Genomic DNA, 15,798 nt, shown 5'->3' on the forward strand with positions numbered 1-15,798 from the left:
TTGGGTGACGTATAATCAAATTTGTTAATTCCAGTCAAAGAACATTAAATATATTTATAACTTATTAGCATCCGAAAAATAGCACACAACTAACCAAAACCATTATTATTAATGAAAATCAATAAATTAAATTAAAAATAATCAGCAATTTATTTAAAGGGAATAGGTTGTTATTTTTCAAAACCAGATAATACTTAAACCAAAGAAATGAATTCATTTTTCCATTAATTTATCGTAGGGGATTCCATGGAACATAGAACGATGATAATAGACAATAAATCATGTGAACTCAGTGCTAGCCAATATGTGTTACAACAAGCCATTGGTTTTTCTTACCAAGCCGCATTACGTGCTGCAGTACAGCTCAATCTGGCTGAGCATTTGGAGAGTGGGCCCAAAACAGCGAAACAGTTGGCACAAGAAATCGGGGGACGAGAACGCACGCTTAATCAAATACTACGCCTACTCGCGAGCCACCGCATATTTGAATCTGTGGGTAATTCACGGTTTGCATTAAATTTAGAAGCCCGCTTCCTGATGGCAAACCACCCATATTCATTGCGTCAAGCGGTCTTAATGCTCACCGACCAAACCTTCTGGATGCCACTTTATCAGTTAGGTGAGCTTGCGTTAAAACAACCTGTATTTGAGAACTTGTTTGGCTGTAATTTTTTCGAGTATTGGGAAAAAAATGCTGATTTAGCTGATAACTTTCATAATGGAATGTCCTCCATGTCTGCTTTGGAAAACCATTATGTCGTTAAGCATTATAATTTCCCTGAAAATGCCACTGTTGCAGATATTGCAGGTGGCTTTGGTAGTTTACTTCTTGAAGTTCTCCAACAAAACCCAACCGTAAACGGCATTCTATTCGACAGAGAGCATGTGTTAGAAAATCATGTCCTACATGCATTAAACGATAGTTCACGTTGGACTCTTTACCCCGGTTCATTCTTTGAAAAATGCCCAGATGCCGATATCTTTTTATTAAAATACATCAGTCATGATTGGCCGGATGAACAAGTTGTTGAAATTTTAACCACCATTCGCCGTGCGATGAAAGAAACCGCTAAGCTACTCTTAGTTGATTGTATTGTTGCCGATGATAACACCCCTGACTTTGGTAAAGAGCTCGATTTAATTTGCATTCAATTGTCCTCTGAAGGCGGTGAGCATACCAAAGCAGAATTTGAGGCTCTTTTTTCCCAAGCTGGGTTGAAGCTTAATCAAATTATTAGCACAGGTACCCATGTTAAGCTCATTGAAGTGCTACCTATTTAAATGTAAGCAAACGCTGTATAACCATCAGGTAATAGAACATCAAGCATTCGTTTTATTACCTTATCAGTATTTAGCTGTATTGTGGCTATTGGCATATTTTCATGACTTCCTCCTGCTTTTCTGATGAATATCCTAATTCTAAATTATGTTAGTAGCTTATCTCTTCTCGTCTTGATATAAGATTTCCCAATACCCTACTCATCAAATTGATAAAAAATATGATAAAAATCGCTTTAGTTGATGACCACGTGGTTGTGCGTTCTGGTTTCGCACAACTTTTAACACTGGAACCCGATATTTCAGTTGTTGGGCAATATGCAAATGCCCAAGAAGCATGGCCGAATTTACTCAATTTAGATATTGATGTCGCCATCATGGATATTTCAATGCCAGATGAAAACGGTTTACAACTTTTATCACGGTTGCGTCAAAAAAAGCCTGATTTTCGCACCATTATATTGAGCATTTATGATACCCCTGCCTTTGTGCAAAGCGCTTTAGATGCGGGAGCCAGTGCGTATTTAACTAAACGCTGTGGCCCTGAAGAGTTAGTGCAAGCGGTTCGCTCTGTCCACCAAGGCGGCTGCTATTTATGTGCCGATGCTATGCGAGCACTACGCCACTCTCCTAAGCAACAGCAAAGTCTACATGAATTGACACCTCGGGAACGGGAAGTATTTGATTTATTAGTTGCTGGCTTGAGTGTAAAAGTGATCGCAGAGCAACTTGAATTAAGCCATAAAACCGTGCATGTTCACCGCGCAAATATACTAGGCAAATTGCAATGCGAAAATACCATCGACCTTGTTCACTACGCGTTAGAACATAACCTAATTTCACGGTAATTCAGGCATGAATAAAAGCTTACGGTTAACGCTGCAATCCATCTTCTTATTTTTTACCTATTCCTTGTTATGGATTGGCTTGTGGATTATCGGCTTTTATTTAAGTCAAAACAGTTTTCAGGCAACTTTATTTCTGCCACAAGGCTTACGCCTAGCATTGATGATTATCCTTTGGAGACGCTACTGGCCAACACTACTGCTTAGCGAAGGGATATTAAATTTTTGGTTATCATCAGAGCAACTTCTCTTCCAACCTATTTTACTGTTATCACCGTTATTAAGTCTCGGTGTGGCTTTTGTTATTCAAAATATCTGGTGGCGTTATACGTTATATTGGCAGCGGTTGTTATTATTACTCGCAGGCGTTGCGGCAAATAGTGTATTGCATGCTTTATTATTCAGTGGGTTATCATCTTATTCTATTAGCCAATTATTCCTAACAACATTCACCGGAGGGATACTACTTTCTCCTTTTGTTTACCTTATTTATGAATATCTACACGAACAACACTACCAAATGCTACTTGATTATGGGACGCCAGATAAACAATTACGAACCTCTTTGATTGTTTGGTGTTTTCTATTTTGTGTCGTTGGGCTCAGCGCCCAAGTATTTTTTGCTCCCGAAATTGAACGGTTAATTGTCTTACTGGTGTTTATTCCTAACGTTTTTATGGCATATCGTTATGGCTGGCAAGGTGGCGTACTTTCTGCATTATTAGGTAGTTTAATCATTACTTTTGCGCGGCAATTCCACGGTGCATTTGCTGATTTAGAAGAATTAGAAATGTTTCTCAGCACTCAAGCCTTAATTGGTATTGGCCTTGGGATAGCAATTAGCCGACAAAAACAGCTGGCAAGTAATCTACAACGTTATCGCCAGCGCTTAGAAGAAGAACTAAAAACACGGCGCGACTTAATGTTGCAGCTCGTGCACACCGAAGAAGATATCAAAAAAGCGATTGCCCGTGAGCTGCATGATGAAATTGGGCAAAATATTACTGCTATTCAAATTCAGTCGATGCTAGTGAAAAAAACAGCGACAGATGACATCAGCCACCAAGCAGCCAGTCAAATAAATGAATTAGCGCAGCAAATTCATCAATCTACGCGGCAATTATTGCGCCAATTGCGCCCTCCTGTGTTAGATGAAATGTCTCTTGAAAATGCACTAACACACTTAATTGCTGAATTTTCTTTTCCACAGAATAATATTCAGTGCCACTTTCATTATGGCTTACAAACAACGCCGATCAATGAAACGGTGTTGTTTACGCTTTATCGCCTCGTTCAAGAGCTACTTAACAATATCAGTAAACATGCAAAAGCCACACAAATCCACATTTCACTTGAGCAAATAGGTGACTCGATCCAGCTTATTGTTAATGATAATGGTGTCGGTATTCCATTTAGCAAACGCACGAGTGGCTTTGGTTTGCGCGGTATTGAAGAGCGAGTGAGAGCCTTAGGCGGTGACTGGACACTAACAACCCTAAACGGTACACAAATAAGTGTTAACTTGCCCACATTTTGAGATAAAACATCGTAAAACTAGGAATAATTCCTAGCCCTCTAATACCTTCTCTCATCCTTTTTGTTAAAAATTTGATTACATTTTGCCTAACAAGAGAAACCGCCCTATGACAGGTAAAGACACGTTGAGTCTGGATAACACGTATCGTTTTTGGCGTCGCCGCTTAATGCTATCAATGATTATTGGTTATGCCACTTTTTACCTTACGCGAAAGAGTTTTAATTTCGTGATGCCTGTGATGCAAAACGAGCTGTTTCTCGATAAAAGCGACATTGGCTGGATAGCGACTGCCTTTTATTTAACCTACGGTATTTCTAAGTTTTTATCGGGGATCTTCCACGATATCACAGGATACCGTTGGTTTATGGGTGCCGGTTTAGTGATGACAGGGCTACTGAATATTATTTTTGCCTACTGCTTATCATTTCCAGCGTTATTAATTGTCTGGACACTAAACGGCTTTTTTCAAGGTTGGGGCTGGCCACCTTGTGCACGCATTCTAACGAACTGGTATTCACGCAATGAACGCGGGTTTTGGTGGGGACTGTGGAATATCTCCATCAATCTAGGGGGAATGTTGCTTCCCTTGCTGACGGCATTATTAGCAACCCAATACAGTTGGCAAATGGCCTTAATTGTTCCCGGGATCATTGGTGTCATCATTGGGCTATGGTTGTGTCGCCAATTACGCGGCACACCGCAAGAAGAGCAACTACCAAGTGTTGGGCTGTGGCGACACGATGTCTTGGAAATGCGCCAAGAACGCTTATCACCGCCAATGCCAATGCTAGTAATATTAAAAGATGCCATCATTTTTAACCGTATGATTTGGTTACTGGGCTTCTCCTATATTTTGGTTTATCTGATCCGCATGGCGATAAACGATTGGGGAAATTTATGGTTAACAGAAAAACATGGCACCAATTTACTCAGTGCGAATGCAACATTATCGTTATTTGAGCTGGGCGGATTATTAGGTGCACTCTGCTCTGGTTGGGGCTCTGATATTCTGTTTCGTGGCCAACGAGCGCCCATGATCCTGCTGTTTTCATTGGGTCTTTGTGTCTCAGTAAGTGCCTTATGGTTAACGCCAATTCATCACTATGCTTTATTGGCTGCATGTTTCTTTGCGATTGGATTTTTTGTTTTTGGTCCACAAATGTTAATCGGTCTAGCTGCAACAGAATATTGTCATAAAAAAGCAGCTGGAGCGGTAACTGGCTATCTTGGATTGTATGCCTATTTAGGCGCTGCAATTGCGGGATGGCCACTCTCTCAAGTCATTGCACACTATGGTTGGTCAGGAATGTTTTCTTTACTAGCGAGTGCTGCGGCTTTGATGGGATTACTGCTAATGCCTCTATTGATTGCCAATGTCAGCAAACGAGAGCATTTAGCAGGCACTGTTTCACCCTCTGATAATAAAACCTGAATAAAGGACTGACAATGAAACTGAAAACTCTCTCTACGCTTGTTGCTGCTGGCTTATCCCTCGCAGCGATTACTACCACTGCAAATGCTGCGGGCCGTTTAGTTGTTTACTGTAGCGCCACTAACGCCATGTGTGAAACGGAAACGCAGGCTTTTGCTAAGAAATATGATGTCAAAACCACCTTTGTGCGTAATGGTTCTGGCAGTACGTTAGCCAAAATCGAAGCTGAAAAACGTAACCCACAAGCTGACGTGTGGTACGGCGGTACATTAGACCCCCACTCACAAGCAGGGGAAATGGATTTGCTTGAACCATACAAATCGCCAAATCTGGCTGAGATCATGCCGCAGTTCCAAGATCCCGCAAAGCGTAAAGGCAATTATTCTTCTGCTGTTTACATCGGTATTTTAGGGTTTGGCGTTAACAAAGACCGTCTAAAAGAGAAAGGTTTACCTATCCCTACTTGCTGGAAAGATTTAACTAAACCTGAATATAAAGGTGAGATTCAAATTGCAGACCCACAAAGTTCAGGAACTGCTTATACCGCATTAGCCACTTTCGACCAATTATGGGGTAATGAGCAAGCCTTTGATTACCTGAAAAAATTAAACTCAAATATCTCTCAATATACTAAGTCAGGTATTGCCCCAGCACGTAACGCCGCCCGCGGTGAGTCCGCCATTGGTATTGGTTTCTTACATGATTATTCATTAGAAGTGGAAAATGGCGCGCCATTAGAGCTTATCGCACCATGCGAAGGTACTGGCTATGAAATTGGCGGGATCAGTATCCTAAAAAATGCACGCAATATGGATAACGCGAAACTGTTTGTTGATTTCGTCTTATCGAAAGAAGCCCAAGAGTTAAGTTGGAAAGAAGGTAAATCTTACCAAATCTTAACCAATACAACGGCAGAGTCCTCTCCTATTTCATTAAAACTCAATGAGTTAAACCTAATTAATTATGATATGGACAAATACGGTGATGCTGATGTCCGTAAGAACCTTATCAATAAATGGGTAACAGAAGTCAAAATGAGCAAATAGCTATCTCGTGCGGTGGTCATCCACCGCACTGAGCTCTTACTAAACTAAAATAAAAATTAAATTTAATTAAGCTCTGAATAATTTGAGTTGTCGCCAGCCGCGCATAACGTTATCCCTAGGCGCATACAGTAAGTATGTGACTAGGGTAACGAAGTGAAGCCAACACCGTGACAACGCAAAATATGACGAGCTTAGGGGGAACTATGTCTCAAACCCTAACCTTATCGACCCCAACCAAAAAAGATAGCATATTTTTTTGGCTGTTGATTGCTTGGCTAGGTTTCGCGTTGCTGCCTTCTTGGAGCTTAGACTATGGCGTACTTGACTCAACACAAGACGAAATCATAGCAGCTTACGGTTGGAGTGGACTAAACATTAGCTGGCTTTGGTATTTATTACCGTCCATTTTATTTATTCGCCCGTTAACACCAGCGGATCGTTATCATAAAACACGGCATTATTTCGATATTGGCGTAGCAGTTGTCACCGCAGCCGTGGTGATCTTAACCTCTTATTTTGAAGGAAAAGGGTTAGGTTACTCAACTATTGTACTATTTATCGCCTTGGGTATGGTGATGACACTGGCGTTAACCCGCCTTGAGTGGCTCGGTGGAGACCAATTCGTTATTGGCTCGCTGATCACCGTTGTTGCTTTGATAACCCTGTTTATTGTGTTCCCGAGTGTCGCTATTTTCATTCCGATGTTTACTGATGGGAATGGGGACTTTGCACCATTCGCCTTTGTGGCAATTCTGACGCAATCTCACATTGTCCAAGTTATTATTAACTCAGTATTTTTATCGTTAGCGGTAGGGGCTGGCTGTACTTTCTTTGGCTTAATTTTAGCCATTTATACGACGCGTATTGCTAAGCGCTCTGCCATCATTGGCCGTGTTTTTTCTATTTTGCCTATCGTCACTCCGCCATTTGTGGTTGGCCTAGGGGTCACCTTGATGATGGGGCGTTCGGGCTATATTACTGAATTCCTTGCGACCTATATGGGTCTGGAAAATACCAACTGGCTATATGGTTTTACGGGTATTTGGTTAGCGCAAGTACTGGCATTCACTCCAATGTCATTCATGATTTTAGACGGTGCGATTAAAACCATTCACCCATCTTTAGAAGAAGCGTCTTATACTTTACGTGCCAACCGTTACCAAACTTTCTTTAATGTTTTTATGCCATTACTGAAACCTGCTTTGGCGAACGCATTTTTAATCGTCATCGTACAATCGCTCGCTGACTTTAGTAACCCATTGGTTTTAGGCGGTAACTTCGACGTACTCGCAACGCAAATTTACTTTTATATCACTGGTTCACAACTGGATTATCAAGCCGCCAGTACCTTGGGTGCATCACTATTAGTGTTCTCACTATTAGTCTTCTGTGTTCAGTATATGTGGATAGGTAAACGCTCCTATGTCACCGTATCAGGAAAATCTTACCGTGGTGATGTTCAACCGTTACCAACGTCATTAATTACTATCGTAACCACTTTCTTAGCGATTTGGGTTGCATTTAACGTCTTGTTATACGGCAGTATTTTCTACGGTAGCTTCACTGTTAACTGGGGTGTTGATTACACTTTAACCTTCGATAACTTTATTAAATTATTCGGTCAAGGTATGAGCGATGGTGCGTGGCCGTCATTGTTGGATACGCTTCTGTACGCTGGTATTGCCGCTCCCATCACCGCGATTCTTGGCTTACTTATTGCCTATATTGTGGTTCGCCAAGAGTTCCGCGGTAAAAAGACTATCGAATTTACCACGATGCTGTGCTTTGCGGTGCCAGGAACTGTTGCGGGTGTGTCATACATTTTAGCCTTTAACGACTCACCGTTTTATTTAACAGGGACAGCTGCCATTGTTATTATTTCAATGACTATGCGTAATGTTCCTGTCGGGATCCGCGCAGGTATTGCAGGCTTAGGCCAAATTGATAAATCATTGGATGAAGCCTCTCTCAGCTTACGGGCAGGTTCAATGCGTACCATCTTCTTTATTCTGCTACCCTTGTTGCGCCCAGCCATTTTATCGGCGCTGATTTATAGCTTTGTCCGTGCGATCACGACTGTCAGTGCGATTGTATTCTTAGTTACTCCTGATACTCGCGTCGCAACAGCCTATATTTTAAACCGTGTAGAAGACGGTGAATATGGCGTTGCCATTGCCTATGGCTCAATCCTGATTGTCGTAATGTTGGCAATTATTTTCTTATTTGACTATTTGATTGGCGAAGCCCGTGTTTCACGTTCCAAAGCCAAAAATGCACAGTAATCATGGAGTAACTGACATGACACAACATCATTTTGTTGAACTAAAAAATGTGACTAAACGCTTTGGCAACAACACCGTCATCGATGATTTAAGTCTTTCAATTCCGCAAGGTAGCATGGTGACCCTACTCGGCCCATCTGGTTGTGGTAAAACTACCGTATTACGCCTAGTGGCGGGGTTAGAAAAACCCACTGAAGGCCGTATGTTTATTGATGGCGAAGATGTGACAGACCGTTCCATTCAGCAACGCGATATCTGTATGGTATTCCAATCCTACGCCCTATTCCCGCATATGTCCTTGGGGGACAACGTCGGCTATGGCTTAAAAATGTTAGGATTACCCAAAGCTGAGATCAAAAAACGGGTTGAAGAAGCATTAGAGTTAGTGGATTTGGCTGGCTTTGCTGACCGTTTTGTTGACCAAATCTCTGGAGGTCAGCAACAACGTGTAGCCTTGGCGCGTGCATTGATCCTTAAACCCAAAGTCCTATTATTCGATGAACCATTAAGTAACTTAGATGCAAATTTGCGTCGTAGCATGCGTGAAAAAATTCGTGAGTTACAGCAACAGTTCAATATCACCTCTTTATATGTCACCCACGACCAAAGCGAGGCCTTTGCGGTTTCAGACATGGTTCTAGTGATGAATAAAGGGAAAATCATGCAGTTAGGTTCGCCGCAAGAGCTTTACCGCCAGCCAGCGTCAAAATTTATGGCGAGCTTTATGGGGGATGCAAATATTTTCCCTGCAACACTCAGTGCTGATTCCGTCGATATTTTCAATTATCGTTTACCGCGTCCAGAGCAGTTTGTTACTGATAAAACTACGGTGACTGTGGGGGTTCGCCCTGAAGCCATCACACTGAGTTTGCAAGGCGAAGATAGCCAATGCTGCACGGTTACTCACGTTGCCTATATGGGGCCTCAATACGAAGTCACTGTTGATTGGCATGGTCAATCAATGTTGCTGCAAATTAATGCGACGCAGTTGCAACCCGCTGTTGGGGAAAACCTTTATTTGCAGATCCACCCATACGGCATGTTTATCTTAAACGAAAAAGAATAATTTCTGATCAATAATCTAAACCGTCACTTCATAGTGGCGGTTTTTTCGTTATTAAGTTCAAATAAAAAAACAGAAGCGTTTCCCCTTCTGCTTTTCTTAACAAACCAATTAATTATAAAAATGCTTTATATGGTAATTCAGGCTCATTTTTGAAAATATCACTAAAGCCACGGAAATGTTGATAATGCATGCGGTCTTTATCTGTTGGATAAGTATATTTCCCACCCACTTGCCAGAAGAACGGGGCAAATTTATATTGCAGGCGCTCTTTTTTCATATTCCACAACACTTCTATTTCACGCGGGTCATTTTGGAAGTTTGCCCAAATATCATGATGGAATGGAATAACCCGCTCACAATCTAATGACTCTGCTGCACGCAAAATATCCGATGAAGTCATTTTATCGGTCACACCACGTGGGTTTTCACCAAAAGAAAGCAGTGCGACATCAATATTGTAACGATTACCATGCGCCGCATAATAGTTTGAATAATGTGAATCACCGGAATGATAAATAGAGCCGCCAGTTGTTTCTATCAGGTAGTTTACTGCACGAGAATCCATGCCATCTAAAATTTGCTTATCCGTGGAAGAAACGCCCTGTGGCAATGTCACCAATGCTGTGCGGTCAAATGAATCTAACACACGGATTTTCATATCTCCTACCTCCAGTACATCGCCAACTTTGGCGACTACACAGCGCTCTACTGGTACGCCCCACTTAATCCATAAATCCACACAGGCTTGAGGACCTATAAATTTAACGTGGTCGCCGCAATTTTGCATTACCGCCGCGGCCACATTGACATCAATATGGTCAGCATGGTCATGAGACGCTAAAATCGCATCAACTTCTTTAATGGCAAACGGGTCTAAAGGGAAAATCGCGGTTCGTAAGTTTGGTTGTAGCGCTTCCACCCCTCCCATACGCATCATTTGATGTTGCTTATTCATCAATGGGTTTTTCTGTGTTTTTTTCCCTGTTCCACACCAAAAATCGATACAAACATTGGTATTCCCTTCACTTTTTAACCAAATTCCTGTGCATCCTAGCCACCACATTGAAAAGGTATTAGGTTCAATAACCGTTTTTTCAATTTCTTCATTTAGCCACGTTCCCCACTCAGGAAACGTACTTAAAATCCAAGATTCACGTGTGATTTCATTTACTTTGCTCATAGTAATAATACCTTTTTCCAGAATTTTAGATGTAGGGAGCCTGATGCCTTAATCGAGAAATTAAGGCATGGCGGCAGAATTAGTTTAAGTTTTAAAAATTAGGTATACGGTGGAATTAAACCAGTATCACTCGCGTGCCCTGTGCAGCAATCGCTTTGATAACCTCAGAGTTAGCATTTCTTCCAGTGATAAGAACATCTATCTTATTAGCTGGACAGAATAACATTCCGGTTCGATGACCCACTTTGGAACTGTCTACAACAACGACTAATTTATCAATTTGGTCAAGCATTTGCTGCTCTGCTACCGCAGTTAGCATGTCAGCTTTATATAAGCCGGCCTCCGTTAACCCTTTACCTGAAGTAAACATCCAGTTACCTGCATAACCCATTAACGTGTTCAAAGCCGGATTCAAAAAAATGTTTTGTGCTTTGTTATACTGCCCGCCGATTAAAATGACGTCATCATGGTCTTGGTCTATCAAATAGCTCGCTAATGGAAAATAATTAGTCACAATTTGCACGTTTTTCCCGCACAATTGCTGCCCTAACATAAACGCGGTGGAACCACAGTTAATGACTGCGCTTTCCCCAGGAAGACAAAGTGCAGCCGCTTTAATTGCGATTTCCGATTTTTCTTCATAGTGATCAGTACTGTTGATGTTTAACGGTGTCCACTTACGCTTTTTATTTTCAATACGTTCAGCGCCATTACGGACTTTTCGCAATTTACCTTGCTCATCTAACTTTGAAATATCACGACGAGCTGTTGCAGGAGACACACTAAACTGTTCGGTAATATGAGAAACATTGATCACTCGATGTGTTTCCAATAACGACAATATTTCATTGTGTCTTTGCACTTCATTCATAATCATCGCCTTATTAATTAATAATCATCCTGATGACACCTTGTGACTCAAAATGATTATTAGTGATTGGTTTTGATTCTATTTATCTCGTTTACTATTGTCAACCTTTGCGAATGCAAAAAAACAACATTTAATATAAATAAAAACAAGTGATTGATACATATGTATATTTTAAATTTTACGTGATCAGGTCGCCATTTATTTATTTTTTTACTGGTAAAAAAACGCACAAATGAGAACAATCAAAAAAGAGCAATTCGTGATTACATATGATCACATTTGATTTTTGCGAGACTGATTAATCGCTTTAAATGATTATATCGCAATAACACCAGATACGATCAATATGATTAATCTCTGACCCAGATAAATTACAAATACAATTTGATTAGAGGTAAAAATATGGATTTTTTATACGACGCTTTCTATATTTTTTACAGCCAAGTAATGACAAAAGCACCTCTATTATTAGGCTTAGTCACATTTATTGGTTATTGGCTATTAAAGCGCGATGGCACGACAATCCTCAAAGGGACAATCAAAACGATTGTTGGTTTTATGCTAGTTGGCGTGGGTGCCAGTACCTTAGTGTCCAGTTTTAAACCCGTCATCGAAAAAATGTCTGAATACCATGGACTTACAGGGTCCGTCATTGACCCATATACATCAATGATGGCGACAATGGAAACCATGGGTGATAACTATTCTTGGGTGGGCTATACCGTGTTATTAGCTCTCGCAATTAATATTCTTTTAGTCCTTTTCCGCCGCGTCACGGGTATTCGTACCATTATGCTGACAGGGCATATTATGTTTCAACAAGCAGGCTTGATCGCTGTTTTCTATTTTGTTCTCGGATCAAGCATGTGGGAAACTATTTTGTATTCCGCAGTTTTAATGGCGCTATATTGGGGAATTTCTTCCAATATTATGTTTAAACCAACGCAAGAAGTCACTGGTGGTGCCGGTTTTTCGATTGGGCACCAGCAGCAGTTTGCCTCATGGATAGCAACCAAAGTTGCTCCTAAACTGGGCGATAAAAAAGACAGTGTAGATAATTTAAAACTGCCCAAATGGCTGCATATTTTTCACGACAGCATTTCCGCTACTGCCATTGTGATGACCTTATTCTTTGGCGTTATTTTGATTTCTTTTGGCATTCCCAACCTACAAACCATGGCAGGTACCACTCACTGGACCATTTATATTATTGAAACTGGTTTAAAATTTGCCGTCGCTATCCAAATTATTGTAACGGGTGTGCGCATGTTTGTTGCAGAGCTTTCTGAGGCCTTTAAAGGGATCTCCGAACGTGTCATTCCTAACGCCGTGCTCGCCATTGATTGTGCAGCTATCTATGCATTCTCACCTAATGCCATGGTATTTGGTTTTATGTGGGGGGCAATAGGCCAATTTGTGGCTGTGTTGGGTATGTTGGCGTTTAACTCACCAATTATGATCATTCCTGGCTTTATCCCTATGTTCTTCTCGAACGCCACTATCGGTATTTTTGCCAACCATTTTGGGGGTTGGAAAGCCGTCATGAAAGTGTGTTTCGTGATGGGTATCATTGAAGTATTAGGTTCCGCTTGGGCAATCAGCTTAATTAATAACCAAGGTACTGACTTTAGTGGTTGGATGGGTATGGCCGACTGGGCGCTCGCCTTCCCAGTGATTATGCAAGGCCTTTCTTTCTCCAAAATGTTCTTCTTTGTTATTGTCGCTCTCTCCCTTATCTATATGTATTTTGCGGCGAAGAAACTACGCGCTGAAGAAGATGCACAAAGCCCAATTGAAAGAGAAATAGAAACCATTGAAGAAGCCGAAGCGGCATCTATTGAACATAGTGGTGCTAAACCTGTACGTATCTTAGCGGTTTGCGGCAATGGACAAGGCTCTTCCATGATGATGAAGATGAAAATTGGCCAGTATCTTGAGAAAAAAGGTATCCCGCACATCATGGATTCCTGCGCCGTATCTGACTATAAATCAAAATTAATCGCTACAGATATTATTGTTTCATCTAAACATTTAAGCTCAGAAATGGATCCCGGTGATGGTAAATTCATTCTTGGCGTACAAAATATGCTCAACCCCAACTCATTCGGTGATGAACTACTCGATATCATACATACCAATTTTATAGGTAATAAATAGCCTAAGTCGTAGGAGTCAATATCGCTCATAACGGTATCGACTCCCCTAACGTTGAAAAATAGGAAGGCAATGATGGGATTTAAACAATCATTAATCGACAATAATTCGATACAGCTACAAGCATCCGCTGATAACTGGCGTGATGCCATTAAGATAGGTACAGACTTGCTCATCGCTTCAGGTGCGATAAAACCCAGCTACCATGAAGCAATCATCAGCAGCGTCGAAAAGCTCGGCCCTTATATTTGTATCGCACCTAGCTTAGCACTTCCCCATGCGAGACCTGAAGATGGTGTGCTGAAAACTGCCTTTGCTTTAGTCACACTGGAAAAACCGATTGTTTTTGAGGGTGAAGATGAACCCGTTGATGTACTGATCACCTTAGCAGGCAGTTCATCCGATGAACATATGGAAGGCTTGATGGAAGTGACCCGCGTTCTCGATGATGAAAACAGTGAAACAGGTGTCGATCTTGAAAAACTACGCCGTTGCCGCACGATTGATGATGTTTATCAGGTTATTGATCAAGCATTATGCTAATTTAATGATAATAAAAGAGAATCATTAATTAGCGATAGAGGTAATCAACTATGTATAAAGTATTAGCGCTTGATTTGGATGGAACGGTTTTAACTCAAGAACATACAATCCACCCTGCAGTCAAACAAGCCATTAAACAAGCAGCAAAACAATGCCACGTCATGATAGTCACTGGCCGCCACCATACCGCTGCGCGTCCTTACTATGATGAACTCGGGCTAACTACGCCGATTATTTGTTGCAATGGTACTTATATCTATGATTACCAAAATGAAAAAGTCATCACGCACAATGCCCTTACCAAAGAAAATGCACTGACATTCATCGAATTAGCGCAGAACGATAAACTGAAAATGGTGATGTATATCACCGATGCCATGGTGTATTCAAAAATCGACCCTATCGATTACATGAGTGCAATGGAACAGTGGGCTAACGACCCAACCATGAGCCATCCGCCGAAAATTTATCGCATTGATTCATTTGAAGAACAAGTCCAGCAGGCTGACTATATTTGGAAGTTCGTCGTCGAAGGTGAACCGTCTACGTTAGAACGTTTCTTAAATTCCCCTTGGATTAAACAAACTTTTAATGCCGAAAAGTCATGGTCAAACCGTTTCGACTTTGCCGCAAAAGGCAATAACAAAGGAACGCGTTTAGCGGAATATCTTCACTCTCAGGGTTATGACTCAAAACAAGTTATTGCTGTTGGTGATAACCACAACGATATCTCCATGATTGAGCTAGCGGGTCTAGGAGTTGCAATGAAAAATGCTGATGACACAGTGAAATCACATGCGAATTCCGTCTGTGCTACAGATAATAACGGTGATGGCCTTGCACGTCTAATCCATGAAAATATTTTAGGACAATCACAATGACAAAGCCTTTGATCCAAATTGCTTTAGACCAAACCAACTTACCTGCCGCACTCGAAGTGGCTGACAATGTACACACTTTTGTCGACATTATCGAAGTGGGTACCATTTTAGCTTTCGCAGAAGGCATGAAAGCCGTTTCGACACTCCGTCAGAAATATCCAAACCATATTATTGTTTGTGATATGAAAACGACGGATGGTGGCGCCATTTTATCAAGAATGGCATTTGAAGCAGGAGCAGATTGGATCACAGTCTCAGCCGCGGCGCATATTGCCACTATGGCTGCCTGTAAAAAAGTTGCCGATGAGTTTAATCGTGAGATCCAAATTGAAATTTATGGTAATTGGACTTTTGAAGATGCCAAAAATTGGGTCGAACTTGGTATTTCGCAAGCGATTTACCATCGTTCCCGCGATGCAGAACTCGCCGGTATTGGCTGGACTAGTGAAGATATCGAAAAAATGCGCAAATTGTCTGATTTAGGGCTAGAGTTGTCCATTACTGGCGGTATCGTGCCGGAGGATATCCATTTATTTAACGGTATCAAGGCCAAAGCCTTTATTGCTGGCCGTGCATTAGTGGGCGAAAAAGGTAAAAAAACGGCAGAAGCATTACGTGAGCAAATCGACCGTTTTTGGGCCTAAACTACGCTAAATATGTTTCTAGTTAAGCCCTAAAATCAA

General features: G+C 41.3%; 13 protein-coding genes. 11 read left to right on the top strand and 2 right to left on the bottom strand.

The annotated features are described in order from the left end of the window. Positions 1-246 precede the first annotated feature (246 nt). The 7 genes from PSF09_RS09930 (at position 247) to fbpC (ending at position 9,486) form a co-directional block, all read left to right on the top strand. Positions 247-1,281, top strand: a complete 1,035-nt coding sequence (locus tag PSF09_RS09930; protein ID WP_272665905.1) for a methyltransferase — start codon at positions 247-249, stop codon at positions 1,279-1,281. A 218-nt stretch (positions 1,282-1,499) separates the two neighbouring features. Further along, a complete protein-coding gene (locus tag PSF09_RS09935; RefSeq protein WP_210840079.1) occupies positions 1,500-2,126 on the top strand; it encodes a response regulator transcription factor in 627 nt (208 codons plus the stop codon). A 7-nt stretch (positions 2,127-2,133) separates the two neighbouring features. Next, entirely contained in the window at positions 2,134-3,660 is a 1,527-nt protein-coding gene (locus tag PSF09_RS09940; RefSeq protein WP_272683838.1) for an MASE1 domain-containing sensor histidine kinase, read from the top strand. 106 nt (positions 3,661-3,766) lie between these two features. Continuing rightward, complete coding sequence (gene uhpC, locus PSF09_RS09945; protein ID WP_210840081.1) at positions 3,767-5,092, top strand: MFS transporter family glucose-6-phosphate receptor UhpC; 1,326 nt, start codon at positions 3,767-3,769, stop codon at positions 5,090-5,092. A gap of 14 nt (positions 5,093-5,106) precedes the next feature. Further along, complete coding sequence (locus PSF09_RS09950; protein WP_004912741.1) at positions 5,107-6,138, top strand: ABC transporter substrate-binding protein; 1,032 nt, start codon at positions 5,107-5,109, stop codon at positions 6,136-6,138. A 203-nt stretch (positions 6,139-6,341) separates the two neighbouring features. Next, the gene (locus tag PSF09_RS09955) at positions 6,342-8,420 is read left to right on the top strand and encodes an ABC transporter permease (RefSeq protein WP_210840082.1); all 2,079 of its coding nucleotides are present in this window, start codon (positions 6,342-6,344) and stop codon (positions 8,418-8,420) included. A gap of 16 nt (positions 8,421-8,436) precedes the next feature. After that, complete coding sequence (gene fbpC, locus PSF09_RS09960) at positions 8,437-9,486, top strand: ferric ABC transporter ATP-binding protein (protein WP_272665907.1); 1,050 nt, start codon at positions 8,437-8,439, stop codon at positions 9,484-9,486. A 112-nt stretch (positions 9,487-9,598) separates the two neighbouring features. Here fbpC and ulaG read toward each other — a convergent pair whose 3' ends face one another. Beyond that, the gene (gene ulaG / locus PSF09_RS09965; RefSeq protein ID WP_210840087.1) at positions 9,599-10,666 is read right to left on the bottom strand and encodes an L-ascorbate 6-phosphate lactonase; all 1,068 of its coding nucleotides are present in this window, start codon (positions 10,664-10,666) and stop codon (positions 9,599-9,601) included. Between the two features lie 115 nt (positions 10,667-10,781). After that, complete coding sequence (gene ulaR, locus PSF09_RS09970) at positions 10,782-11,537, bottom strand: HTH-type transcriptional regulator UlaR (RefSeq protein WP_272665908.1); 756 nt, start codon at positions 11,535-11,537, stop codon at positions 10,782-10,784. A 402-nt stretch (positions 11,538-11,939) separates the two neighbouring features. Here ulaR and PSF09_RS09975 point away from each other — a divergent pair, with 402 nt between their 5' ends. The 4 genes from PSF09_RS09975 (at position 11,940) to PSF09_RS09990 (ending at position 15,759) form a co-directional block, all read left to right on the top strand. After that, positions 11,940-13,694 (top strand): PTS ascorbate-specific subunit IIBC, encoded by a 1,755-nt coding sequence (locus PSF09_RS09975; RefSeq protein ID WP_272665909.1) that lies wholly within the window; start codon positions 11,940-11,942, stop codon positions 13,692-13,694. Between the two features lie 72 nt (positions 13,695-13,766). Continuing rightward, complete coding sequence (locus tag PSF09_RS09980) at positions 13,767-14,234, top strand: PTS sugar transporter subunit IIA (protein WP_272666002.1); 468 nt, start codon at positions 13,767-13,769, stop codon at positions 14,232-14,234. Between the two features lie 50 nt (positions 14,235-14,284). Beyond that, a complete protein-coding gene (locus PSF09_RS09985; RefSeq protein ID WP_210840090.1) occupies positions 14,285-15,115 on the top strand; it encodes a Cof-type HAD-IIB family hydrolase in 831 nt (276 codons plus the stop codon). After that, a complete protein-coding gene (locus tag PSF09_RS09990; RefSeq protein WP_272665910.1) occupies positions 15,112-15,759 on the top strand; it encodes a 3-keto-L-gulonate-6-phosphate decarboxylase UlaD in 648 nt (215 codons plus the stop codon). The genes PSF09_RS09985 and PSF09_RS09990 overlap by 4 nt, the downstream gene beginning before the upstream one ends. The last annotated feature ends 39 nt before the right edge of the window (positions 15,760-15,798 follow it).

It is taken from the genome of Providencia sp. PROV141, from assembly GCF_028481645.1.
Classification (GTDB): Bacteria; Pseudomonadota; Gammaproteobacteria; order Enterobacterales; family Enterobacteriaceae; genus Providencia; species Providencia rettgeri.

Bases quoted from the DNA above. Each gene is read 5' to 3' on its own strand.
- PSF09_RS09930 (WP_272665905.1), top strand. From the start codon at position 247: ATGGAACATAGAACGATGATAATAGACAATAAATCATGTGAACTCAGT.
- PSF09_RS09935 (WP_210840079.1), top strand. From the start codon at position 1,500: ATGATAAAAATCGCTTTAGTTGATGACCACGTGGTTGTGCGTTCTGGT.
- PSF09_RS09940 (WP_272683838.1), top strand. From the start codon at position 2,134: ATGAATAAAAGCTTACGGTTAACGCTGCAATCCATCTTCTTATTTTTT.
- uhpC (WP_210840081.1), top strand. From the start codon at position 3,767: ATGACAGGTAAAGACACGTTGAGTCTGGATAACACGTATCGTTTTTGG.
- PSF09_RS09950 (WP_004912741.1), top strand. From the start codon at position 5,107: ATGAAACTGAAAACTCTCTCTACGCTTGTTGCTGCTGGCTTATCCCTC.
- PSF09_RS09955 (WP_210840082.1), top strand. From the start codon at position 6,342: ATGTCTCAAACCCTAACCTTATCGACCCCAACCAAAAAAGATAGCATA.
- fbpC (WP_272665907.1), top strand. From the start codon at position 8,437: ATGACACAACATCATTTTGTTGAACTAAAAAATGTGACTAAACGCTTT.
- ulaG (WP_210840087.1), bottom strand. From the start codon at position 10,666: ATGAGCAAAGTAAATGAAATCACACGTGAATCTTGGATTTTAAGTACG.
- ulaR (WP_272665908.1), bottom strand. From the start codon at position 11,537: ATGAATGAAGTGCAAAGACACAATGAAATATTGTCGTTATTGGAAACA.
- PSF09_RS09975 (WP_272665909.1), top strand. From the start codon at position 11,940: ATGGATTTTTTATACGACGCTTTCTATATTTTTTACAGCCAAGTAATG.
- PSF09_RS09980 (WP_272666002.1), top strand. From the start codon at position 13,767: ATGGGATTTAAACAATCATTAATCGACAATAATTCGATACAGCTACAA.
- PSF09_RS09985 (WP_210840090.1), top strand. From the start codon at position 14,285: ATGTATAAAGTATTAGCGCTTGATTTGGATGGAACGGTTTTAACTCAA.
- PSF09_RS09990 (WP_272665910.1), top strand. From the start codon at position 15,112: ATGACAAAGCCTTTGATCCAAATTGCTTTAGACCAAACCAACTTACCT.